Genomic DNA, 22,531 nt, shown 5'->3' with positions numbered 1-22,531 from the left:
TGTTTTGTGTGTGAGTGCTTAGAGCTTCTGGATCTTTACACTTTCGCTGTTTCCAGCTGTATCTGTATAGCGCAGAATGTAAACGCCTCTGCTCATGTTCTTGTCAGCCAGGTTTAGCTCCAGCTTATTACTCCCGCCGTCCTGCTTGTATATTACTTTGCCAGTTATATCCAAGATCATCAGTTGGGCCAGTTCCTCTCCATCCGGCAACTTCAAGGTGAGTTGGTCACTAAAAGGATTCGGATAAACAGTTGCCTCTGCTTTGAAAGCCTCATCCTTACCGCCGGATACTGCCTGAAGACTGCTTATTGATGTTGACAGCAGTGAAGCCGGCAGCACCTCGATAGCCGATATGATCGGGCGGTTCACCCCGCCGGTGCTTGCCGCAGCGCTCAGGTTGAGGTCCAGCGCACCGTCGCTCACGCTCACCGTGAAGCTCTCGCTGGTGGCGCGGTAGGCACCGCCTGCCTTGCGCACGATGTCGTAGTTGTCGAGCACCGTCTTGTCCTCCAGCTTCACGTCGAAGACGCGGTCGCCTGATGCGGTGAAGTATACCTCCGAGAAGTGCAGCACCACCTTGTAGTCTCCGCTCTTCACAGGGAAGCGGTAGCCGAAGGACCCGTTGTCGGTGTCGGCAACGCGCGCCGTTTCGTAGATGGCCACGTTGGTGGTGCCCGTCACGCTGCCTTTGCTCGTGGTGGTGCGGCCGCCGCCCGTGTTGTAGCCGTCAGCCGTGAAGGTGCCCAGCGAAACTGTCTCCTGTGCGCCACCAGAGTTGATGCGGTAAGAAGCGTCTATCGTCGGTGTTGAAATTAAAGTCGTTGTCGATGTGCTCGTAGCCGGCAGCACCTCGATAGCCGATATAATCGGGCGGTTCACCCCGCCGGTGCTTGCCGCAGCGCTCAGGTTGAGGTCCAGCGCACCGTCGCTCACGCTCACCGTGAAGCTCTCGCTGGTGGCGCGGTAGGCACCGCCTGCCTTGCGCACGATGTCGTAGTTGTCGAGCACCGTCTTGTCCTCCAGCTTCACGTCGAAGACGCGGTCGCCTGATGCGGTGAAGTATACCTCCGAGAAGTGCAGCACCACCTTGTAGTCTCCGCTCTTCACAGGGAAGCGGTAGCCGAAGGACCCGTTGTCGGTGTCGGCAACGCGCGCCGTTTCGTAGATGGCCACGTTGGTGGTGCCCGTCACGCTGCCTTTGCTCGTGGTGGTGCGGCCGCCGCCCGTGTTGTAGCCGTCAGCCGTGAAGGTGCCCAGCGAAACTGTCTCCTGTACGCCACCAGAGTTGATGCGGTAAGACGTTGCGCTGGTTTCCGTCGTTGGGATGGTCGGAACAATTGTGGTAGCGCAGCTGGTACCGCTGTATCCTATATGAAGGGGCACAAACCGATCCTCCATGCTGGATAATTTGAAAGTTTTGGTTATTCCGTTCTGCTTCTCCTGTATCAGCACAGGGTACATCCCGTTGGATATATAAGAGCTTGTACCAAACATCAAGGCGTGTTGCCCATTCTCTGCGATAAATGCAGGGCCATCCGAGCTATCAAAGGTTTTGATAGGGTAAACCAAACCTCCCAGCAACTCGGTACGGCCACAGTCAGTAGTTTTGATCACATATCCTTTTTTCTCTGTTTTTAGGCCCATGATCCAAACATCCGCTCCTTTGTTATGGATACGGTCTGTTGTGGCTTCGTTGTTCCACTGGCGCGCCCATACCTTCTGTCCTGGATAAAAAGTCACTTGCCTGTGCAACTCCACATCTTCCAGGTAAAGGTTACCGGCTCCTGGGGATGCAACATAGTCGCTGATTTTGCTGTGCTTGATCACAACAGGCCGCTTAGAGTTATGCTCTATCACCAGACCATCGCCAATGTGCTCAATAATCAGGGGAGGGCTGTTTTCGTCTCCGTCATTTACTACCAGCTTCATACCAAACTCACTGCCTTTGGCAATATAGGCACCAAAACCCATTAGTTTACGCATGCTGAGCGGCACTGTGTAGGTGCGGTTCCAGGCAAGGTAAGTACCTGTTAGCATGTAGATGATCGGCTTTCCGGAGTTAATTACATCCTCCCAGCCTCTGTTGTCCCCATACCAGCCTGGCGAGGCAAGCTCCCCCCACTTAGTCCGGTCGTTATTATGGTAATCCGGTGTTTCTTCTATTGGCAGGTTGAACGACTTGGTTACGTCTCCGAACAACTTAGTAACCTTGCCTGTCACATACTCCCCGATATTAGAGCCGCTCACAACGGTACCGCTGTTCTCGATGGCTGATTTGTACCCGGAGGTTCTAATGTTTCTCGCAAACAGATGGCCCCGCTCATTGTCGATGGCGCTGTTTCCTGAAGCACCACCTGACAGCTCGCTATCCAGAATGGTGATCATTCCGCGGTCAGATGTGTTTTTCAATGCAGGCACTGTATTCATGCTGTTCATCTTGCGAATCATCAAGATGTTGCCATTGTTTCTAATACCTGCCAACCGCTGGTTAGAGAGGGTGATGTTCTCGAGGGTAATGCTGTACTCCTGCTTGTCGGTTTGCAGGCCATAATCAAAGCCATCGATCGCCACATCTTCCAACATCAAAGGGCCCGGCCCGTAGCGCAGCATGCTGATACCCGCTACCCCTCTGCCGTCACCAGACTTTACCTCGACATTGATGATACCGCCACTGTTGTTAGCAATAAAGTCGATACCGATAGCACCTGCGTTACCCGAGCCAGTGTTAATGGTCATGTCGCGAATGTAGTTTCTGAACTGCTGCGTGCCTGACGGAGTCTGAATCAATGCTTTTGGGCTACTTGAACTCGTAAAACCAGAAGTACTGTTCTTGAGCTTGATGATGGTTTCACCTTTGCCCTGCCCCATTAGCATCATCGTTTGGCCAATCCACTCCAGGTCTGCCGAAACCAAGTAAGTACCCTTGGGGAAGTAAACTGTTTTAGGGCGCGGCTGGAAATAATCGCCACGAGAGCCTTGGTCTACATCTTTTCGATTGGCGTGCAAAGCAGCCTGTATGGCTCTGGTATCATCTGTTACGCCATCGCCTTTCGCACCGTAATCTTTCACATTGTGCGTACCGCCGTATCCTGACGTCGTGCTGCTTGACTGCGTGTATACCTGTTTGGTATTACTACCTAAATTACTTGGATACGTGATAAGTTGCGCCTGCACCTGAGCCGGAGTCGCCAGCAGTAAAGCAAACAATACCGCTACATACACAGCAGCGTGCCTTGCAAAAGGGCCTGCTTGAGCAGCAGCGTACAGGGGGAAAATCTTTTTGATTGAAGAGTTAGCATTAAATACAACATGCCCTGGCGGCCATGCAATTGCTTTGAAAGATAAAAGTGATTTCATTCGGCTAAAAATTGATTTTTTTTATTTGTTAATTAAAGTTCGTGCTTAAATCGCTCAACTGATCAACTTGCTGCTTCATCTGTGTGACTAGGGGCTCTGCTTTAAACTTCCGCTCACCTGCAACTTATTTAAGTCATTATCGTACCAAAGTGCCCACAAATTACAACCTGCTACTCGTCAACTATTTACATTCGTTTACCATTTTTGACAAGTGTGGAATAAAGATAAAAGTGGGTATAGTTTCTACACTTTGTGGGGAAGTCTCTACATTTTTCATTTCAATCAAGCCTTCATTGCTACCCGCAGCAAGCACAGCCTTATCTTATGATGTTAGGAAGAATCTATCAAACCAATCATACAATCACTTTCTTTAAATATTACAACAAACCTAACCTTAAGGATACCTGCACATCTTCTGGCTCTACTAACCCTGATAACATACACTGTTATCAAGACCTGATAAAATTAAAATTCACCACCTCTGCCTAATTGCACTATTTGAACCAAATACAAGTTGTTTTAACAAAAATATAAAACTTATTTAATAACAAAAGAAAAACTCAGAATATATTATTTCTCTTCAAGGCTGCCAGTTACTTGTTCTTAATTTGCTCAACCCTAAAAAGCCGCCTTCTGAATTAGTTGCACTCATTTAGAAAAATGCTATTTAGCAGCAAATTCAACAATTTAACATTTTATACAATGGCTGCGCAAATGGTTCTTGCAAATATTTTTCGCTAGCTATCTATCAAAAAGTGAATTTTACTAATAATATAATTTCCCAGATATTTTGCCAAGAAACTCTTGTATGGGGAGGTTTAGAAAGAGCACAGTCTACTAATAGGGCTTGAAATGACTTAGAATTGCAGACCGATTAAAACATCCTTACACAAGACATAAAATTGTAGCAGGGGCACCTCCGCTAACCCTTTCTAAAACAGGAGACAGAATGTGTTATTGAGGAGCAAGGTGATGGCCATCGCCTATTGCTATAAAGTACCAAAGCACTGCTCCGCTATAGGTATGGGATGGAGGCAATAGCTAATTCGCATAGGCTTCAGCTGCTACAGCACACCAGGGGTAATCGCATCCGAAAACTTACCCTAAATTCAGCTAGGCCGATCCCGATCTGCTAGCAAAGGCAAGCCTCCATAGTAACTTTTGACAGGGGCAAAAAACCAATATGCTGGGCTACTTAACAGGCCTTCTAAAGCGATATATCCAGCAATTCATATTTTTTTGCTCTTTGTTGATAAAATATGAAACTATTTTTATCCAATTACATATAATAGCCGCAGGTAAGCACATAATGATTCATTGGCTTCAACGGTACTTCTAAAACAAACAAGGCTTCTCCTCATATGATTTGGCAAGCCTTAGACCTGTTGAAGCGCTCAGTCACAGATGCGCGCACCTGCGTGACAGATAAAGTAAAAGACCTAAGCGACTAAGTATACACACTAACCCCTGCCAAAAACATCACAAGCAGGATCATTATTTATACCCTTAACTGAGTTTTATAAGCTATGCACTATCAGGCATCCATCACCAGACGGCCACTCCCCTTATGGCTGTTCTTACTTTTTAGTTTACTAGTTAGCTCCTGCGTCTCCAACAAGGAGCTGGTGTATTTCCCTAACGCCAAATACAACACGAAGGCACTCACCCGTATCGATAATCGCTCTGACAGCTACAAGCTGCAGACACGCGATGTGCTATCTGTCAAGATTAAGACGCTGGATGCCGAGTCTTCCACTTATTTTAACTTGCAGTCGGAGAATGGGAATTTTAACATGAACCCGGCAAGCGTTTACCTCAATGGTTATTCCATCGACAAAGACGGCAACATCGAATTGCCGGAGGCAGGCGCCGTGAAGGTGGCAGGATTGACCGTAACAGAGGCCCAGGAAAAGATAAAGAAGGAAATCAGTGCTTACCTACCCCGCTCCTCCGTTATCGTAAAGCTGGTGAGCTTCAAGATCACAGTACTGGGCGAAGTACAGAACCCCGGCTACTACTACATTTACAACGACCAGGCTACTGTGCTGGAGGGCCTGGGGCTTGCCGGCGACCTAAACGACTTCGGGAACCGGGAGAACATCACACTCGTTCGCCAGACAGATGATGGCCTGGGCGCTGTCCTTCTCAACCTAAAAGACCCGAACATCCTCGCATCTGAGTTTTACTACCTGCACCCCAATGACGTCCTTTACATCCAGCCCATGAAGGAGAAGAACACCAGAAGCAACCTTAACGCGCTATCCGCGATGTCGCTGTTGTTTGGAGCAATAAGCAGCGGTATACTCTTATACAATTTTATTAATTAAGCTTAAAGGCCATGGAAAACGAGAACATTAAAAGCGTATTGATAAAGCTCTCCAGGAACTGGTATTACTTTGCCATTTCTTTGGTTGTCTTTGTCTCGTTGGCATTGTTTTACCTGAAGACCGAGGAAGAACTGTATTTGGTACACGCTACCGTGCAACTTGCCGATCAGAATTCATTGGACAAGAGCACAGGACAGTCGCAATTTTTTGAGGGCGTGCAGCTGCTTGCCTCTAACGGCGCCCTCGAAGACGAGATTGGCATCCTTACCTCTTACTCTACCGTTCGGCAAGCCCTCGAAGCGCTTGACTTTACAGTGTCTTACCATGAGTATGACAATGAGTACGGCAAGATAGGTGAGATGTGGGCAGAAGAGATATACCCTCCCGCTTTTGACGTGGAACTTATCCATACTACACCACAACTCTCCAACATGCCCATACACATCTCATTTGAGGACAGCATGACCTATCGGGTGAAATTTACAGCGGAGGAGGCCTGGGCCTATGACTTCAACACCAATGCGTCAGTGTATGTGCCTTATGCTGATGTGGACCAAAAAATACATGTGGGCGACACATTGAAGCTCCCTTACCTGACGCTGAGCCTTACCTTAAAAAAGGGTTACAGCCTGGACCCTGGCAAGTCGCACTTTATCACCATCCGGAACAACAACCAGCTCACAGAGCATTACCTTAATAAGTTATCCGTTGCTCCGATCACGCAGAACTCAAACATCGTGCAGCTGTCAGTGGCAGGTCCTTCCATCGAGAAGGAAAAGGAATTCCTTAGTATGTTGACACAAGTTTATATCGGGAACGACCAACTCAAAAAGAGCCAGTTCGGCTTGAACACCATTAAGTTTATTGACAACCAGCTTGATATTGTATCTGACTCCCTCAAGAAGGTAGAAGGGACTTTGAAGTCGTTCCGGTCTAATAACCAAATCATTGACATCGGAACCACCTCCCAGAACCTGACCATGCAGCTCAACGACCTGAACCGCAAACGAGCGGATTTGAACGTGCAGCATGAGTACTACCTGCATATTGCCTCTTATCTAGCTAAGCACAAGGACGTAAGCGATGTGTCAGCACCATCCTCTGTTGGAATCGACGATAAACTACTGAACAGCCTCCTATTGGAGTTGCAGCGCCTCTACCAGGCAAGGAACGAGAAGCAGTACAGCTCCAGCAAGCTTAACCCGGTGTACCAAGTGCTGGAAGGGCAAATTAAAAACGCAGAAATCACCCTGCGTGAGAACGTGGACCAGCTGATTCAATCATCTGCGATCGCCTTGCGCGAGAACCAGCGGAATATCGACCGCATCACCAACACGATGAGTAAGCTCCCTCAAAACGAGTTCGAGCTGACTAACATCAACCGGAAATTCGCCTTTAGCGACAACATATACAATTACCTGCTACAGAAACGCACCGAGGCAGGTATTGCGGTGTCTTCTTACGTATCTAATAAAAGCGTAATTGACAACGCCCGGAGCTCCAGCGGGTCTCCGGTATCACCTAATCGTATGGTGGTGGTGATTTTGGCGATACTCGCTGGCTTAGGCCTGCCGGCCCTTATCATCCTGTCTCGTGATTACTTCAGCGATACGTTTGATGACAAGCAGGACCTAGTGAAAGCGACTGACCTGCCCCTAGTGGCGCTTATACCTAAAGCACCGAAGAAAACTCGCCTGGCCGTTATAGACAGCCCGCTCTCTTCTCTCGCTGAGTCGTTTGAGTATGCCAAGACCAATATCCGGTTCTTAAGCCGCGAAAAAGGCCACAAAGTAATAGGGATTACCTCTAGCATCGAAGGCGAGGGCAAAACGTTCTGTGCTATAAACCTGGCCACGACTTATGCTAAGAATAACCGCAAAACGCTTTTTATCAGCTCTGACCTACGGCGCCCTACGCTCAGCAATTACTTTAAGGTAGATAACGTTGGATTGACTGACTACCTGTTAGGTGAAGCTTCCCTTGACAGGATCATCCAAGCCACAGAGGTAGACAACCTTTTTATCATTGCGCCTGGCCATACCTTGATCAGCTCCTCCCACTTGTTAGAGGACCCGAAGGTAGAGGAGCTTTTCAGCAAGCTCTCTGCCTCATTTGACCAGATTGTGGTAGACACGCCACCGATGAGTTATGTGTCAGACTTCCTGCTGCTGCAGCCCTTCTTCGATGTGAAGCTGTTTGTGGTGCGAGCCGGTTACTCTAACCGCAAAGCACTGGCCAGCTCACTGGAGGTGCTCCGTATTAACAGCGTAGAGAATGTATACATGATGCTGAACAGCACGAAAGACATCGGCGAGTACGGCTATGCTTACTCACAGCGCAAGAAGAAATTCTCCCTGCTAAGCTCTTCCTCTGACACGGTTGGTGCCGTTTAAACTTTATCATACCCACACCCTCATCTAGTGAGAAAACTTTCTTCTAAAGTAATTTCAAAGTTCCGCGATGAGAGATTCATGAAATACTTCAGCAACGTATCCTGGATGATGCTAGGATACGTTGTTCGTATTATTTCTAAATTTCTTGTCGGCATTTACATTGCCCGGTATTTGGGCGCAGAAGACTTCGGCTTGTACAATTATGCCATGAGTTTTGCGCTCATGTTCCAGGTGCTTTCCCACCTAGGCTTGAAAGACCTGATTGTTAGGTCGGTTGCAGGCAAGGAGCATGATGAAAAGCGCCTGTTGGGCGTCTCTTTAATCCTGAAGGTTGGGGGCGCCGTGCTAGCACTGTTTGTTACCTTTATTAGTTCGTTCTTCATCAACAACTTTGATGAGACAGTGCTGATCATGGTCGCTTCGTTTTATGTGCTGTTCGAGTCGTTTGACCTGTTCGAGTATTATTTCCAGGCAAAAGTCGCTTCGAAGTTTTCGGTATACTCCAACATGATCACGACAGTGGCAGTTTCTGGCCTTAAATTCCTGTTTATCTTCCTGAAGCTGCCGCTCATTTACTTTGTAGGAACCTTCGCCATCGAAGGCCTTATCTACTCTGTCAGCCTGTTTTACTTTTTTCGCACCAACTACAGTCTTTCGCTGCAGCTCTTCCCCCTCGACCGGGAACTGGCTGTCAAGTTGCTGAAAAACTCATGGCCCTTGGCTATCGCTATGGGCGTGAGCCTGATGAATGGCAACATGGATAAAATTATTGTGAAGAACATGCTCAACGACGCATCACTGGGCTATTATGTAGTGGGGATGCGCATTTTCACATCCTTCAACTACATCCCCTTTACGATCTGCGCCTCTCTGTTCCCTGCCATCATCAACGCCAAGAAGAAAAGTGCGCAGCAGTACGAAAAGCGCATGAAGGATTTATATACCCTAATGCTTTGGATGTCGGTTGCCTTTGCCGGAGTCTTAGTTGTGTTTGCGGAGGAGCTTATTATCCTTCTTTTCACCGAGAAGTTTGCGCCCTCCATCTCAGTACTGCGAATTTCAGCGTTTTGCCTGATCAGCCTCTTCCTGAACGCTGCCTTCAGCAAATACATTATTGCCGAGAACCTTGTAAAGATCAACCTGATCCGCACAGTGTGCAGCGTCGCGGCCAATCTTCTCCTCGACTTACTTCTCATCCCATACTATGGCGTCGTGGGCGCAGCTTATGCTAGCCTGGGCTCATCACTTGTGTCGATCATCGTTGTGCCCATCATGCTGAAAGATACCCGCCTGCAGGTAAAGTGGATGTTCGGGGCGCTGGTGTTCTCCCACTGGTGGGGAAAGAAATCAATAGCCTAACGCTATCTGGGTAGGGCTGAAGCTTAAAGATAGTCAAGGTAGCGGTACATACAGCCTCTCTGACTAAGTACCGCTAAAACTCAAGGAGCCTTCAATGAGAGCGGGTAAGTTTGGCTGTTTCAAACTTACCCGCTCTTATTGAAGGCTCCTTGCACCGCACTGGTGCGCTTCCACTACAGCCTGTTGTACTACCCTTTATGTTACCAATAGTCTTTCTGAAACTGTTTAATGCCCGCTGTTCGGAGGAGTTTCTTTGCTACGCTCTTGAAAGTAAGGTCTTGCGGAATAAAAATGGTGTTTGCCCAAGGCGACAGCTTCAGGTACCTGTAGTATTCACTGCGGAGCGGGTGGTTGTTCAGGTAGTCCCATGGCTTCTTTGAAGAAGTATAGTGAATGATGGCCGGGTTCTCCGCTTCCTTGCAGGCAGAGGCGTCTTTTCGGTTCTTCTGGAACATAATGCGCTGCACATTCCACCGCAAAGGCAGCTTTTCCCACTCATCGTGCAGCGCCACATTAAATGAGTCTTGGTTGGCAAGCTCAAAGGAGCTTCTAAAGTGATCCAGCGCGTAGAATATCTTCTCGCTGATCTTTTTCTCCTTCCACTTTGGCACATCAATTAACATGATACCGTTGTTGAAGTAGCCATACTGTTCCGGGATGTTGAGCTCCTTGTACCGGTTAAATTCCGGATTTTCCACAGCCCCCACTGTTTTGCCTGCCAGGTCATACTCAAATAACTCCCGTATATCGTCCTTAACCACAAGGTCGCAGTCAAGGTAAAGAATCCGCTCCACCTCTTTGTCTAGAATGTCTGGCAGGTTGGTTCGGTAGTAGGCGGCCATAGACAAATGGTTGTAAGCGCTGAGTGACTGATAGCGTGAGAGGTCTACATTTACAAAGATGCACTTTGCCTTAGCATAGCCATTAATCAGGGCCTCAAGCCTTTTTGAATCGGTTTTGCTTAAACCTTCCTGCAAGATGTAGAAATTGACATCATAGTCATATTTCCTATTCTCCAACAAAGAGCAAATAGTGACACCCAGATGCCGCACATAAATGGCATCGGTAACACAGGCAATGTTTACAACCGAAGAGCTTTTCATAAGGTGATTTAGTTACTTTTTAAAAAATCAGGTTAGCCGGAAGTGCATTTAAGCCGCCTCGCCAAGTACCGGCACTTTGCGAGACGGGAAGAATATTTTTATCAGCATCAGGCCCGGAAAGATGGCCTGCGTTGTCTCGAGATAGTTTTCGAAGGCTGAAACGAAGACAAGGAATATAACAGCCATACCACTTGCCAAAGCCAGGTACTGCAGGGTTGAGTCCCTGGCATCCAAGCTCCTAATGTATTCTCTGCGCAAGCGGACCACCAGGTAAACCACGTAAGCCAGCAGCAGCACCGACAGCACGGTTCCAAACTCTATGTATACAGAGAGTAGCGAGAAGAAAGGGCGACTCATCGTGGAGCTGCCATACTTGGCGTCGTTGGCGGCGTATGCCCGCCAAATCGGGTAAATATGCTTCTGAAAGAAAGTGCTGGTAGTGTTAGGCAGCAAGCTGCTGTTGATTCCATAGGTACCTGAGCTAATCAGGCTTGCCCTGCTGGTATACTGCCCTGGCCCTAAGCCGGTGATGTAAACCAATGGGTAGTCCAAGGGTAATTTGTTCAGGGAGGCGTCCACTACCATGTTCTTGGGGCTGTTTCCTTGCGAATACACCCTGTAATGCATGCTGATGTTCCGGAACACGTTGGGCTGGTAGAAGGCTAGCACCGTTACCATTAAGGTTACCCCTCCAACTGAGAGTACAATGGCTTTCCACTGACTAAAGAGCAGGTGCCTCCTAAAGAAAATCCCTCCCAGCAGGATACCGGCCAACAGTGCAAAAAACACATGCACAACCGACGAGAGGAAGAGCGCCACAATACCCATCAAAAAAGCTAAGCGCCCTTTTTTATGCGCGATGACGTAAGGCAGCAGAAACAGTAGCATGAAAACCATGTTGATGGCGAACATCTGGTTACCGAAACCCGCGCTGTTGCTCAGGAAAGCAACCGGGCCAATCGTTCCCTGCACAGCATCGCCTTGGGCCATACTTCTGGTAGCCGCCGCTGCGTATTGCAATATCCCCACAATGCTTTCTGCTATCACTACAAAAATAATGATCCTGGCATATTTGGTGTAGTCTTGCTTGCTACCTGCACTGTCGGAGGGTATAATCAGCAAAAACAGAAAGGAGCCGTACGTCACGAAGGCGATGAAGGCATTGGCAACTAAAAAGTTGTGCCCAAGCATCCGGTACGTTACAAAATACAGCAGCACCGACATGACGCAGCACGACACGATCACAATGAACCTCTTCAACGTATGCCCTGAATTCGTTTTATAGAGGTGCCAGAACATGCAAATAAAAGGGGTGAGGTATGCCAACGGTTTTAGCGGGGACCAAGTAATGATAAGGGCAATGATAAAACTGGAAAAATAAACGTTTGGCATTTTGAACGGAAAATGTATAAAAATATATAAAAGCCTAACCTAAGTTAAGCCTTTTACGAATAATCTCATTTTTATTTATGCTTTTAATATAAAAAGTTTGATATGTTTATAAAAAAGTTGAGATGATGGAAGATAATATGAAGGCCCCCGCCATTGTGGTGATGGCTTATAACCGTTCTGAACCACTTAAACGCCTTCTAAATAGCCTGCACAACGCCGTTTACCCGCATCCGGTGCCTCTGATTATCAGCATCGACAAAAGCGACACAGACGAGGTACTGCGTGCAGCGGAGGCATTTGAGTGGAAGTTCGGCGAGAAAACTATTGTTGCCCATCCTCAAAACCTTGGCCTGCGCAAGCACGCCTTTGCCTGCGGCGATTTAACGGAGCAGTTTGGCGAGGTCATCTTCCTGGAAGACGACTTGCTGGTGGCCCCGGGTTTTTACCTGTTTGCCAAGCAGGCCGCCGCGTTCTACGCACAGCAGCCCCAAATTGCCGGCATCTCGCTTTATTCTTTTCAATACTATGAGCAGGCAGCCATCCCCTTTTCACCTCTCCAGGACGAAAGCGATGTCTTTTTCCTGCAGTACCCTTCCTCATGGGGCTCAGTGCTACTGCACAAAAGCTGGCAGGCCTTCAGAGGTTGGTATGACGAGGGCCAGCGCATTGACGCCAAAGACAAACTGCCGATCGGTGTAAAGAACTGGTCCGAAAAATCCTGGGTAAAATATTACCTGAAGTTCTTAGTTGAGAAGCAGCTATTCTATGTTTATCCTCGGGTGTCGCTCTCTACCACCTTCTCGGATGAAGGCGAGCACCACTTTGGCAGCACAACCAAATACCAGGTTCCACTCCAACTGACACCGGTGCAGAGCTTCCGCTTTAAAACGTTTGAGCAGTCATACAGCGTGTATGATGTGTTCTATGAAATACTGCCTTACAAGCTCAATCAACTTGTGCCCGAACTGGCGGCCTATGACTATGTGGTAGACCTGAATGGCACCCGGGAACCCGATCTCTTTGAGGAGAGATACATGCTCACGACCCGGACCGCCACCGAAGCCGTGCTCTCATTTGACTACCAGCTTACGCCCGCCGTTATGAACGTGATCTTGAAGGTTCCGGGCCATGCCATTAGCCTGGCAGAAAAGTCCCATATTACATCCATGAGTAACGTCCGCAACAACCTCTACTACCACTCCCACGTCACCCTGACCTATCTCATCCAACTGATGAAGCAGAAATCCAGAAAGGTAATGAACAGCAGGTGGCTCAAAAAGAAGTTCCGCGATACCTTCGGCCAACGGCACAGGTAAGGATCGCTGGCAGGCCCTGCACTAGTTTTGGTCAGACCGTCTCTCTGGCGTGGCCAGCCAGCTTGTGATACTCCTGCAACATCTGCGCTATCTTCACTGGCCACTGCTGTTGCAAGGCAAAAAGGTATCCGTTATGCCCCATCTCCCTTCGCTCTGCGGGATGCCCCGCTAAGTAGACGAGTGCTTGCCGCATGTTATCCACCGTCTCGTCTACTGTTGTGAGTGGCACCTTCATGCCAGCGTTATCCGGCACCAAGTCATGGGCCCCCTGATGGTCTAAGGTAACAATAGGCAGGCCATATGCCATTGCCTCTAGCAGTTGAGCCCCACTAGAGTCGCGCAGGCTACTAAAGATCAAGGCGTCGTGCGTGAGATACAGCTCCTTTACCTCCTGGTAAGGAATTCTCCCGGTGAACTTCACTTGGTTCTGGATACCTAGTCGCACAACCTGCTCTTTCACTTCCCGCTCCTGGCTTCCGCCTCCCACAATCGTAAGGGAGATATTCTCTGGCACAGCTGCAAATATGTCCAGCAGCAGCTCCAGTCCTTTTCTAGGCCTCATCGATCCCACCCAGAGCACCTTCAGCGCCCTACTTGGCTCTCGCTCCGGGAATTGAGGCGGGTAAAAAGACGCCGGCAGCCCAGTGTCAATTCCCATCCTCACCTGTCTTGCCCCTAGCTTGATAGCCATCTCATACGTCTCCTGGTTGTTTGTCAGGACTAAGGTGTAAGGCGATTGCAGGGCTTGCTTGGTCTGGAAGAGGTTCAGCAGTACTGAATTGGAGAAATAGTAACGCAACTTCTCCACAAACCAGCTTTTGCCGAGGTATTTCTTGAAGGCCGCTGGCGCAAATTGTCCTCCTCCCACGGGGCCTAGGATAAAGGGTATCTGCAGCTTCCAAAGCTTAGAGCTCATCTGCAGGCTGCCGTAAGTCACATGATGGGCGATATCAAAACTTACCTCTTCATGCAGCCGCTTTGCGTGCCTGTATACTTCTTTTTGCCAGTAGAGGTAGTGTAGGTATACAAATACAGCATGGTATTTTTTCCGGAGCTGCTCTATTGCAGTGGGCAGTTCCACAAAAACAAAATGCAGACCGGGCAGTTCATTCTCCTGCAGGTAGGCTACAATGGCTTTTTTGTTCCGAACACTGGTGATACACCACACCTCATTCCCCTGCTGACTTAACTGATAGGCCCAGTTCCAACCGTTGCCCATCTCTGTGCCTTCATTTGGTCTGCAAGCGTAGGCTGACAGGACGATCTTCATCATAAACTTTCAATAAGGTTTTGCGCATATTCTCCATAAACTGGTCTATGCTAAATTTAGAGAGGTAAACTTCACGTCCGTGCTGCCCCATGCGCACTCGGAGTTCTGGCTGAAAAATCAGTTCCAACAACTTGTCTGCTGTAACCTGGGGCGATTTTATAGGCACGAGAAAGCCTGTTTCATTATCCTGGACAATATTTGGAATTCCCCTCCAGCGGGTTGACACTACCGGCAGTTCAAACATCATCGCCTCCACCAGCACGTTTCCAAAAGATTCACAGTCGAAGTGAGAAGGGAAACAGAAAATGTCTGCCTCCAAGAAGCACTGGTCCTTCTCCTTACCCCGCTTTATTCCTTTGAAGAAAACGCTTTCCTCAATTTGGTTTGCCTTCACAAAAGCTTCTGTCTTGGCTTGTATGGCCGGAGAGGCAAACTCCCCCACTACCGTTAGGGTAGCCTTGACCCCCTTGCGCAGCAAGATATCCATTGCTTCCAGTAGCACTATAATCCCTTTCCCCTCGCTAATCATACCGACGTACAAAATGCGCGTCTCCTCCCGGGTCTCGCGGCGGATAGGCAGGTAGGGCAACGCCTCATCCTCCAAGCCATTGGGCACCACCAGGGTCTTGCGAGCATTGAAATAGCCCCCATCATTGGGGTTCAGCGAAGAGAGGTGAATGGCAATGTCCGGTCTTCTGTACACGTAATTTGCCAGGTGGCGGAGCCAGTCAGGCTGCTCCGCCACAAACTCAGACACGCCGGCTGCCCTGAAGTGGAATATAACCTTCTTGTAGAGCAGCCGCATAAAAAACAGCATGAATATATCCCGGATTACTGGAGTTTTATTGGGCCCCGCCGGCATATAATAAAGCGTTGGAATGTCATGCTTGAACCGGTAATAAGCTGCCTTTGCCACTATTGTAAACATATGCAGCACCTTCCTGAACTCAAAATGCCCTATGGATTTCATTGTCTTGGAGAAAGACATGCGCACATGGTACAGCTGCAAACCCTTTAGCTTTGCGTTAACCAACCGGTGCGTCATCAGCGACTGTCCGCCAAATGGTGGCGGCGTCTGCCCCACAATAAGTATCTTTTGAGGTGTTGGGTTGTTGCATTCCATTTAATTCACTGTTTAATACTGGTATTCAATATATGATGTACTATGCACTGCCAAATCGGGAAATGAATGAACAAGTCGCTTTATCCATTGGAGGTGGGTCCTAGCTTATAGGCTTGCGCCGTTTAAAAACACATCAGAAAGCCATCATACATTGTATACCACAGCCCTTATTTCGCTGCGATAGCTTTTCCTAATAGCTTGTATTTGATTTCGCGATAACGATCCAAAACCTGCATCCGAAGCATTATGGGCAATAAAACAGATTTCACGTACTCAACCGGATACCTGAAATGATGAAGGATTTTGTACTTGAGCGGGTAATACTCTTTAGCAATGCTCAGCCGCTCCCGCTCAATCACTTTCTTGACTTGGAAGCTATACCCTCCGTCTAAGTAAATAGAAAGAGGCATGGGCAGGTAAACGATATGATTTAGGTTCTGCCGGAGCGCGTAGTATTTTGCCAGCCATCCGCAGAACGACGCTGCCTTGTATTCCCGTGAGTATGGCCCTACAGTTGAGAAAAGGTCACGATGCGTAAACATGGACTGATGACACATAGGCGTAGTCATGAAGAAGCTCCGAGTGGTAAGCGGACGGCCCGTTTCATACAAAAAACCACTCGCCTCGCTACTCTTCTTCACTGCATTGCCATACAAGATATCAATATTTTTTCTTGATTTTATTTCGTTAGCAACATTTTTTAGAACTTTACTAGAATAAAAGCTGTCTCCAGCGTTCATGAAGTTGATATAGTGCCCTCTGGTTTTCAGCACCGCCTTGTTCATGGCATCATAGATCCCTTTGTCAGGTTCGCTCACCCAATAGTCTACTCTGTCTTCGTACCGACGCACAATATCCAGTGTCCCATCTGTGGACCCACCGTCCACTATTATGTACTCGAAAGAATCATACTCCTGCTCTATCACGCTTTTCAGCGTAGCCTCCAAAAAATCGGCAGCGTTGTAAACTACTGTAATCACCGATATTAAGGGTGCTTTATCCTGCTGCTTCATAAACTACTTCTGCTTTTAAGGTTATTTCTTCTAAAAACTGGTGCGTAGACCTTGCCACATTAACACCGTTGAAGAGCTGGGAAGCTACTTCTTTCCCACGCGCCGCCGTGCTTGCCAGTCTTTCCTTGTCTGACAGGAAGTTGACTACCTCCCGAGCTGACTTCTCTAGGTCACCGCCCACCACCAGGTCAATTCCATGCTTGTTAAACACCTCGTCTGCCAGGGAACACTCCTGCGATATGATACAAGGTAACCCTAACAGCATCGACTCAGCTATTGACCGGCCGAAGGCCTCCCAGTTAGCCATGTGTACGTAGGCAGTAGCGTTGGACAGCACATGGTACTTCTCCTCGCCATACACGCTGCCGTTAAGGCTGAAGTTCTTTAGGTCAAGCTGCTGCGCCAGAGCCTCCAGCTTTTCTTTGTCCGGCCCCTTGCCATACAGGTCCAGCGACACTGTTGGGTCTAGGCTGTTGATTATTTTAAACATGTGCAGCAGGCGATCCAAGCCTTTGCTAGCGATGTTATACCTACCTAGGAAGACTAACTTCTTATGATCCTGAAAATGATGAACAAAATCTGACGTAGAATAAGCATTGATCGGATTGTATATAACTCTAACAGGTCCTCTGTACTTTAATAGCTCTAAATCATGCATTTCATCTTGGCTGATGCAAATCACCCCTTTGGAACGATGCAAGTACTTCTGCTCGAATAACTTATAGTAGACCGCTTTCAGCAAACTGTTGCTCCGGAATATCTGCTGGTTATACCCACCCCGCGGCGTTACTGTGTAAGGGATACCCTGCTTTGCTAAATACTGGCTTACCGCATAGTTCAGGGGGATGAACACACTCTGCAGGCTAAAGACGTCAATATGGTCTTCGCGGGTGCTGATGGTGTGCTTTAGCCCGGGCGGCAAACCAAAAGGGTGTTTTGTTTTGGGGAAGCGCTTGTGCACAATACCGTCTTCGCTTACAAAAGTTTTTACTTCTTTGTGCAGGTAGTAGAAGTACACGCGGTGACCGAGCTTGACAAGTTCTCTGGCTAGTGTCAGGGTAGAGATGAAAGCGCCATTTGTGGTCCGCTCAGTGTAATTCCCAATAAAGCATATATTCATATCTCGTCTTTAACTTAACTCTGCGACCCTGCCCACCTTCACATTCAGCTTTTTCACTATCTTTTTTGCCGGATGCCTTACGTCCGCACTCTCATTGCGGTACCAGTCAATGATTTTTTTCACTCCCTCTTCCATACTGTATGGGGGTCGGCCCAATATGTTGTAGGTCTTGCCGATTGGGGTCAGGTAATCCTGCGTCATGCTATCGTACCTTGTAGAAGTAAGCGGCAACGTGACTTTTACTTTCTTCAGCAGGTCGCCAGTAAGCGCAATAGCTTTAACAAAAGAAGTGGGGAATACCCGCACCTGCTTGCCTGTCAACTCCCGCGACACGCATTTCACCCAATTCAGCAGGTTAATCGGCTCATCGCCCACATACAGTACCTGCTGGTGCACCTTCTCTGCGGGCGCACTCAGAATCTGCTGTATCTGCCACACCACATTGCCCACATAGCCATACGAGCGCTGCACATTCTTTTTACTTGGGTGTATGTAGAGTCCCTTGCGCATCACCTTGAACATGGTATCGCGGTAGCGCATGCACCACGGCCCCCAGATTGTCTGTGGCCTGATGATGGTCCAGGTGCAGTTAAGCTTTGCTTTGCGGGTATCGTTTTCCCCGATCATCTTGCTAACACCGTAAAGTGTGAACGGCTTAAAATCCTGGTCGTGTTTGGGCATATAGCCTGCCTCGCAAACAAACATCGTGGAAGTCATGATCACCCGCTCGATGCCGGGTGTGTTTTTTATGCAGTCGAGCACGTTCTTGTTGCCCTCTACATTCTGGGCGTATTCATTTAAATCGCCGTTCAGGTCGTAAATGTCCGTGTCGGTACGAGCCGCCAAGTGTACAACTTCCGTGGGCTGGAAAGTAGAAAACACTTTCTGCAATGCATCTTTATCCATAATGTCACACTCCACCCAAGAGGAGGCATGCATAGGATTCAATGGCGGATTCCAATCTGCATTCAATAAAGAAATCCCCTTGTCCAGGCATTCCTCCACTAAGTTAGTTCCAATGAAGCCAGAGCCTCCTATAATCAATATTCTCATGTTACTCTCAGATTGCAGACCCACGAACTTTATTCTTTCTTGTAATCAATAATTTAGCTGCTGATGAATGGTATACACAATAGCATGGATGTATATTATTCATCCTTACAAACAGTAATATTTTCACTGTAAAGTAATTTGATGGCATCATTGAGCATTAGATTACCTGACAATCAAGCAATTAAATGTTCAACGAAGTATTATATGGATAGGCTTTCTAAGAGTCCGTAAACAACAACAAAAATTTTAACATATAATATATCAATAAAGTTAAATTATATCAAAACGTCTCTCTATACGATACAAAGTGTGTAAAGAGTTACGAATATTTTGTTAGTGCATTGTAGTAAATGGTAAGTGGCAAGGTTTGCGATTCGTATTTGGGAACCCATTTTATTTACAGTCAATTGCTTACAATGCAATAATTATATTATAATAAACAATGATAAATTCATAAAACACAAATCCATTGATATATATTCCAGATAATATTCCATTATTTAACCTTTTGAATACTGCGTTTGCTACCTAGATTCAAAACACACCTTTTGTGTGATAGCCCGTAGCATTTTCGGAGATTAACCGCACATAGTTGCCTTCTGCTACTTTTAAGTTGAGTGAGAGCGTCTGCGGGTAGAAACAGCACACACACCTAAAGTTCCATAGGTACACGGCATCACCCGCCAAAGTGGCAGGGCATACGTCTTCTTGGTGGTGGATGGCCAATAGCACGGCGTTAGGGAAGCAGTCAACATAAAGTGCCATAGCACATCTGCTTGGAATAACGGGTTGCTTTGGAGCAGACATGTTCTAAAAACAGAGCCAGCCACATGTATAAGCAACAGTTGCCCATACATGTTAGGTGAACCTATAACGTATACGCAAACTAAACCAATGTTTCTGTCGGTCCGTTACCCGCTTCAGGAACTACCTAAACTCCCGTACCGAAGTAGGTAGCAAAGTCATAAAGCTGCCCAGCGTTTTAAAGAAATGAACATACCAAGCCCTCTCTCCTGTTCTAGTCAAACAGGTGGTAGCGCACGCCAAGGCTTACTAGCCACATCGAGAAAAGATTAGAAGAGCAGAAAAAATCTTATGAAGGGAGTAAAAAACGCTAGTGGCAAAAGCTATTCCATCTTACACAAAGATAGACGAGAACAAAAAACAGATTACTATAGCTCCCCCAAAGCACCAATGGCTACATGTCTTGCTCATGCTGCTGATATGATGTAGCGCTACAGCCGCTGCCAGCGCCGCTGCTGCATACTGTTTTACCACAACGACACGATAAACCGAAGGAGGCGCAAAGACCAGAAAAGCTATAACTACCCCAATCGGTTGGAGAAAAACCAGCGGCACTGCTATTATGTGCTGTATCGATTAGGTGCAATACCGGCTTACCCGAAGTTTTGTGTTTGATGCTGGCCGGTATAGTGGCAAAACCACATTCAGCCTCTTGATGGCTTTTACGCTGGCAGGTGTACTACTAAACCAGCTCCTGCTTTGGTCAATGGTCGAAAACACTGCTACCCACATGATGCTAATCAAAGCCATGACAATCAGCATGGTGGCCGTGTTTAACTATTTTGCCAAAAAAACACATTGTCTTCCGGCAGTAAGCTAACATGGGTATGGCAGTATAAGCACTACGCTTCCTGCGCGACGTACTTCTTCAGCTTTTCCTTCTGCACGAGTTGCTTTTCGAGCAGTTGCTGCACTACAGGGGTATCGTAATCTTCTATTGTTCTGATGTGCTTCATCACCCGCTTCATGATCTTGTCCTGCATCTGCCCGGTTTCAAGGGCGTAGGAATAAGGCAGGTCACTGAAGGTGACCATGGAGTAGAGCGGAGTCCATTTGTCGGGGTACTGCTCTGAGATTTTGCGCTCGATCTTCTTGCGGAGCAGGAAACGTGGCTTGGCTACTTTGTCGCGCATCTCTATAAAGTTGAGCACTGCCAGGTCGGCGATGGCGTCAGCGTCGGGTTTGCGACGACGCTCGAAGCGCTGGAAGAGCTCTTCCCAGTTCTCGCCGTCAAACTGCTCGAGCATCTGGTTCAGCACCGTAATGTCCTCGAAACCGGCATTCATACCCTGTCCGTAAAACGGCACTACCGCATGGCTCGCATCGCCAATCAGCAGCGACTTGCCCTTGTAACTCCACGGAAAGCATTTGATAGTGACCAGCGAGCCGACCGGGTGCTCAAAGTACTCCGTTGCCAGCTCCGGCATCAGGGACACGGCATCCGGGAAAACCTCCTGAAAGAAATTGAGCAGGTCTGCCTCATTTTGGATGGTCGAGAAAGAGCGCTCGCCCTCGTAAGGGAAAAACAAGGTGCAGGTAAAACTGCCATCGAGGTTAGGCAGCGCGATCATCATATAGTTGCCCCGTGGCCAGATGTGTAGCGCGTTCTTTTCGATGGCCCAGTCGCCGGTGGCCGTGGCAGGTATGGTCAGTTCTTTGTAGCCATACTCCAGGTAGTACTGCTCGTAGTTGAAGCGCTCTGTTTTTTGCATCGCGCCCCGCACCACCGAAAAAGCCCCGTCTGCCCCGAAAAGCAAATCAGGCCGAATGGTCTCTACTTGGCCGGTTTCTGTATGGCGTAGTTGTACCTCATTGGTCGGCAGGTTCACGTCGATGGCTTGCCGGCTGAAATGGTAGGTAATGTCCGAGTTGGGTTCCGAGAGGTTCATTAAAGCCATGTTCAGGCCACCGCGGGACACCGAGTAAATGGCCTGCCCTTCTTTGCCATAAGGCTGGTACGTAAGGTTGCCTTGCTCATCGTGCATCACGCGCCGATACATCGGAATTGATACGTTGCGTACCTCCTCCTCAATGCCAATGCCTTTCAGGGCGCGCCAGCCTCTGTCGCTCAGGGCCAGGTTGATGGAGCGGCCACCATCCAAAGACACCGTGCGCAGGTCAGGGCGACGCTCGTAGAGGTCTACCCGGTGGCCACGCTTCGCCAGGTACAGCGACAGCAGCGAGCCCACCAAACCAGCCCCCATAATGGCAATATTTTTCTTCTCGGTCATAGATCACGAAGGGACATGCCCCCTTAACGACGTAAAGTAACGGTATCCGGCCCGGATTGGCAAAAGTTGCTATGCTTTCACGTTCCGGAAGGTGAGGTTGATGCGTGATTGTACGGGCCGCCTGGTCTTGGGGATGTGATGCAGCCAATGATGCTGCATCGGCCCCTGCATCAGCAGCAAACTGCCATGCCCCAGTGTAATGTGCACTGATTTAAGGTCTTCACGGGTGCGGTGCTTGATACTAAACTTACGCTCACCGCCAAAGCTCAGGCTGGCGATGGCCGGGTTCCGGCCAAGGGCTGCCTCATCATCCGAGTGCCAGCCCATACTGTCGTTGCCGTGCCGGTAAAAATTCAGGAGCACGCTGTTGTAGCTTTCGCCGCTAACCTCCTCTATGCGCTGGCGCAGTTCCTGCAGCACCGTTAGCCAAGGTTTGGGTGCGTTATACAGCCCGGAGTAGGTATAGCCTTTCTCGCCGTACCAGGCGGTGAGGCGCGGCACCGGCAGCTCCTTCCCAAACATCCTGATCTGCTCCTGCTGCCAGTCTATACTATCTGCTAACGCCTGAAAGTAAGCATCGCTTTCTTCAGGAGTGAAGAAGTGCGGCGCATAGTATAGATCAGCGTCCGGAAGGTCTATTTTGGGCAAGGACATGGCAGAAAGGTATAAC

At 48.4% G+C, this 22,531-nt stretch carries 14 protein-coding genes; 4 read left to right on the top strand and 10 right to left on the bottom strand.

The window, feature by feature from the left end:
- Positions 1-18: 18 nt before the first annotated feature.
- A complete protein-coding gene (locus ACXYMU_RS15995; protein WP_458987422.1) occupies positions 19-3,222 on the bottom strand; it encodes a malectin domain-containing carbohydrate-binding protein in 3,204 nt (1,067 codons plus the stop codon).
- A gap of 1,661 nt (positions 3,223-4,883) precedes the next feature.
- Between ACXYMU_RS15995 and ACXYMU_RS15990 the strand changes: the two genes are divergently transcribed.
- The 3 genes from ACXYMU_RS15990 (at position 4,884) to ACXYMU_RS15980 (ending at position 9,436) form a co-directional block, all read left to right on the top strand.
- A complete protein-coding gene (locus ACXYMU_RS15990; protein WP_458987421.1) occupies positions 4,884-5,684 on the top strand; it encodes a polysaccharide biosynthesis/export family protein in 801 nt (266 codons plus the stop codon).
- Between the two features lie 11 nt (positions 5,685-5,695).
- Entirely contained in the window at positions 5,696-8,077 is a 2,382-nt protein-coding gene (locus ACXYMU_RS15985) for a GumC family protein (protein ID WP_458987420.1), read from the top strand.
- Between the two features lie 105 nt (positions 8,078-8,182).
- Complete coding sequence (locus ACXYMU_RS15980) at positions 8,183-9,436, top strand: flippase (protein ID WP_458987419.1); 1,254 nt, start codon at positions 8,183-8,185, stop codon at positions 9,434-9,436.
- 200 nt (positions 9,437-9,636) lie between these two features.
- On the opposite strand, the gene ACXYMU_RS15975 is transcribed toward ACXYMU_RS15980, so the two are convergent.
- Positions 9,637-10,539: a glycosyltransferase family 8 protein gene (locus ACXYMU_RS15975; RefSeq protein ID WP_458987418.1), complete on the bottom strand. Its 903-nt coding sequence runs from the start codon at positions 10,537-10,539 to the stop codon at positions 9,637-9,639.
- Positions 10,540-10,587: 48 nt separating this feature from the next.
- The gene (locus ACXYMU_RS15970; RefSeq protein ID WP_458987417.1) at positions 10,588-11,799 is read right to left on the bottom strand and encodes a hypothetical protein; all 1,212 of its coding nucleotides are present in this window, start codon (positions 11,797-11,799) and stop codon (positions 10,588-10,590) included.
- Between the two features lie 254 nt (positions 11,800-12,053).
- Here ACXYMU_RS15970 and ACXYMU_RS15965 point away from each other — a divergent pair, with 254 nt between their 5' ends.
- Positions 12,054-13,247, top strand: coding sequence for a glycosyltransferase family A protein (locus ACXYMU_RS15965; RefSeq protein WP_458987416.1), 1,194 nt, complete (start codon positions 12,054-12,056; stop codon positions 13,245-13,247).
- Positions 13,248-13,278: 31 nt separating this feature from the next.
- Here the strand turns inward: ACXYMU_RS15965 and ACXYMU_RS15960 are convergent, their stop codons facing one another.
- The 7 genes from ACXYMU_RS15960 to ACXYMU_RS15930 form a co-directional block, all read right to left on the bottom strand.
- On the bottom strand, positions 13,279-14,520 hold the full coding sequence (locus ACXYMU_RS15960) for a glycosyltransferase family 4 protein (protein ID WP_458987415.1): 1,242 nt from the start codon (positions 14,518-14,520) through the stop codon (positions 13,279-13,281).
- The gene (locus ACXYMU_RS15955) at positions 14,477-15,640 is read right to left on the bottom strand and encodes a glycosyltransferase family 4 protein (RefSeq protein WP_458987414.1); all 1,164 of its coding nucleotides are present in this window, start codon (positions 15,638-15,640) and stop codon (positions 14,477-14,479) included. Before ACXYMU_RS15955 ends, ACXYMU_RS15960 begins: the two co-directional genes overlap by 44 nt.
- 167 nt (positions 15,641-15,807) lie before the next feature.
- Positions 15,808-16,653, bottom strand: coding sequence for a glycosyltransferase family 2 protein (locus tag ACXYMU_RS15950; RefSeq protein ID WP_458987413.1), 846 nt, complete (start codon positions 16,651-16,653; stop codon positions 15,808-15,810).
- Positions 16,637-17,773, bottom strand: coding sequence for a glycosyltransferase family 4 protein (locus ACXYMU_RS15945; RefSeq protein WP_458987412.1), 1,137 nt, complete (start codon positions 17,771-17,773; stop codon positions 16,637-16,639). The genes ACXYMU_RS15950 and ACXYMU_RS15945 overlap by 17 nt, the downstream gene beginning before the upstream one ends.
- Before the next feature lie 9 nt (positions 17,774-17,782).
- A complete protein-coding gene (locus ACXYMU_RS15940) occupies positions 17,783-18,826 on the bottom strand; it encodes an NAD-dependent epimerase/dehydratase family protein (protein WP_458987411.1) in 1,044 nt (347 codons plus the stop codon).
- Positions 18,827-20,472: 1,646 nt separating this feature from the next.
- A complete protein-coding gene (locus ACXYMU_RS15935; protein WP_458987410.1) occupies positions 20,473-21,861 on the bottom strand; it encodes an FAD-dependent oxidoreductase in 1,389 nt (462 codons plus the stop codon).
- Between the two features lie 69 nt (positions 21,862-21,930).
- The gene (locus tag ACXYMU_RS15930) at positions 21,931-22,515 is read right to left on the bottom strand and encodes an alpha-ketoglutarate-dependent dioxygenase AlkB family protein (protein WP_458987409.1); all 585 of its coding nucleotides are present in this window, start codon (positions 22,513-22,515) and stop codon (positions 21,931-21,933) included.
- Between the last annotated feature and the right edge of the window lie 16 nt (positions 22,516-22,531).

The organism is Pontibacter sp. CAU 1760 (genome assembly GCF_054482735.1).
This window is presented reverse-complemented; position numbering and strand designations above follow the sequence as displayed.

What these genes read in the sequence shown, in the direction of transcription:
- ACXYMU_RS15990 (WP_458987421.1), top strand. Translation starts at nt 4,884, where the DNA reads ATGCACTATCAGGCATCCATCACCAGACGGCCACTCCCCTTATGGCTG.
- ACXYMU_RS15985 (WP_458987420.1), top strand. Translation starts at nt 5,696, where the DNA reads ATGGAAAACGAGAACATTAAAAGCGTATTGATAAAGCTCTCCAGGAAC.
- ACXYMU_RS15980 (WP_458987419.1), top strand. Translation starts at nt 8,183, where the DNA reads ATGATGCTAGGATACGTTGTTCGTATTATTTCTAAATTTCTTGTCGGC.
- ACXYMU_RS15975 (WP_458987418.1), bottom strand. Translation starts at nt 10,539, where the DNA reads ATGAAAAGCTCTTCGGTTGTAAACATTGCCTGTGTTACCGATGCCATT.
- ACXYMU_RS15965 (WP_458987416.1), top strand. Translation starts at nt 12,054, where the DNA reads ATGATGGAAGATAATATGAAGGCCCCCGCCATTGTGGTGATGGCTTAT.
- ACXYMU_RS15960 (WP_458987415.1), bottom strand. Translation starts at nt 14,520, where the DNA reads ATGATGAAGATCGTCCTGTCAGCCTACGCTTGCAGACCAAATGAAGGC.
- ACXYMU_RS15955 (WP_458987414.1), bottom strand. Translation starts at nt 15,640, where the DNA reads ATGGAATGCAACAACCCAACACCTCAAAAGATACTTATTGTGGGGCAG.
- ACXYMU_RS15950 (WP_458987413.1), bottom strand. Translation starts at nt 16,653, where the DNA reads ATGAAGCAGCAGGATAAAGCACCCTTAATATCGGTGATTACAGTAGTT.
- ACXYMU_RS15945 (WP_458987412.1), bottom strand. Translation starts at nt 17,773, where the DNA reads ATGAATATATGCTTTATTGGGAATTACACTGAGCGGACCACAAATGGC.
- ACXYMU_RS15940 (WP_458987411.1), bottom strand. Translation starts at nt 18,826, where the DNA reads ATGAGAATATTGATTATAGGAGGCTCTGGCTTCATTGGAACTAACTTA.
- ACXYMU_RS15935 (WP_458987410.1), bottom strand. Translation starts at nt 21,861, where the DNA reads ATGACCGAGAAGAAAAATATTGCCATTATGGGGGCTGGTTTGGTGGGC.
- ACXYMU_RS15930 (WP_458987409.1), bottom strand. Translation starts at nt 22,515, where the DNA reads ATGTCCTTGCCCAAAATAGACCTTCCGGACGCTGATCTATACTATGCG.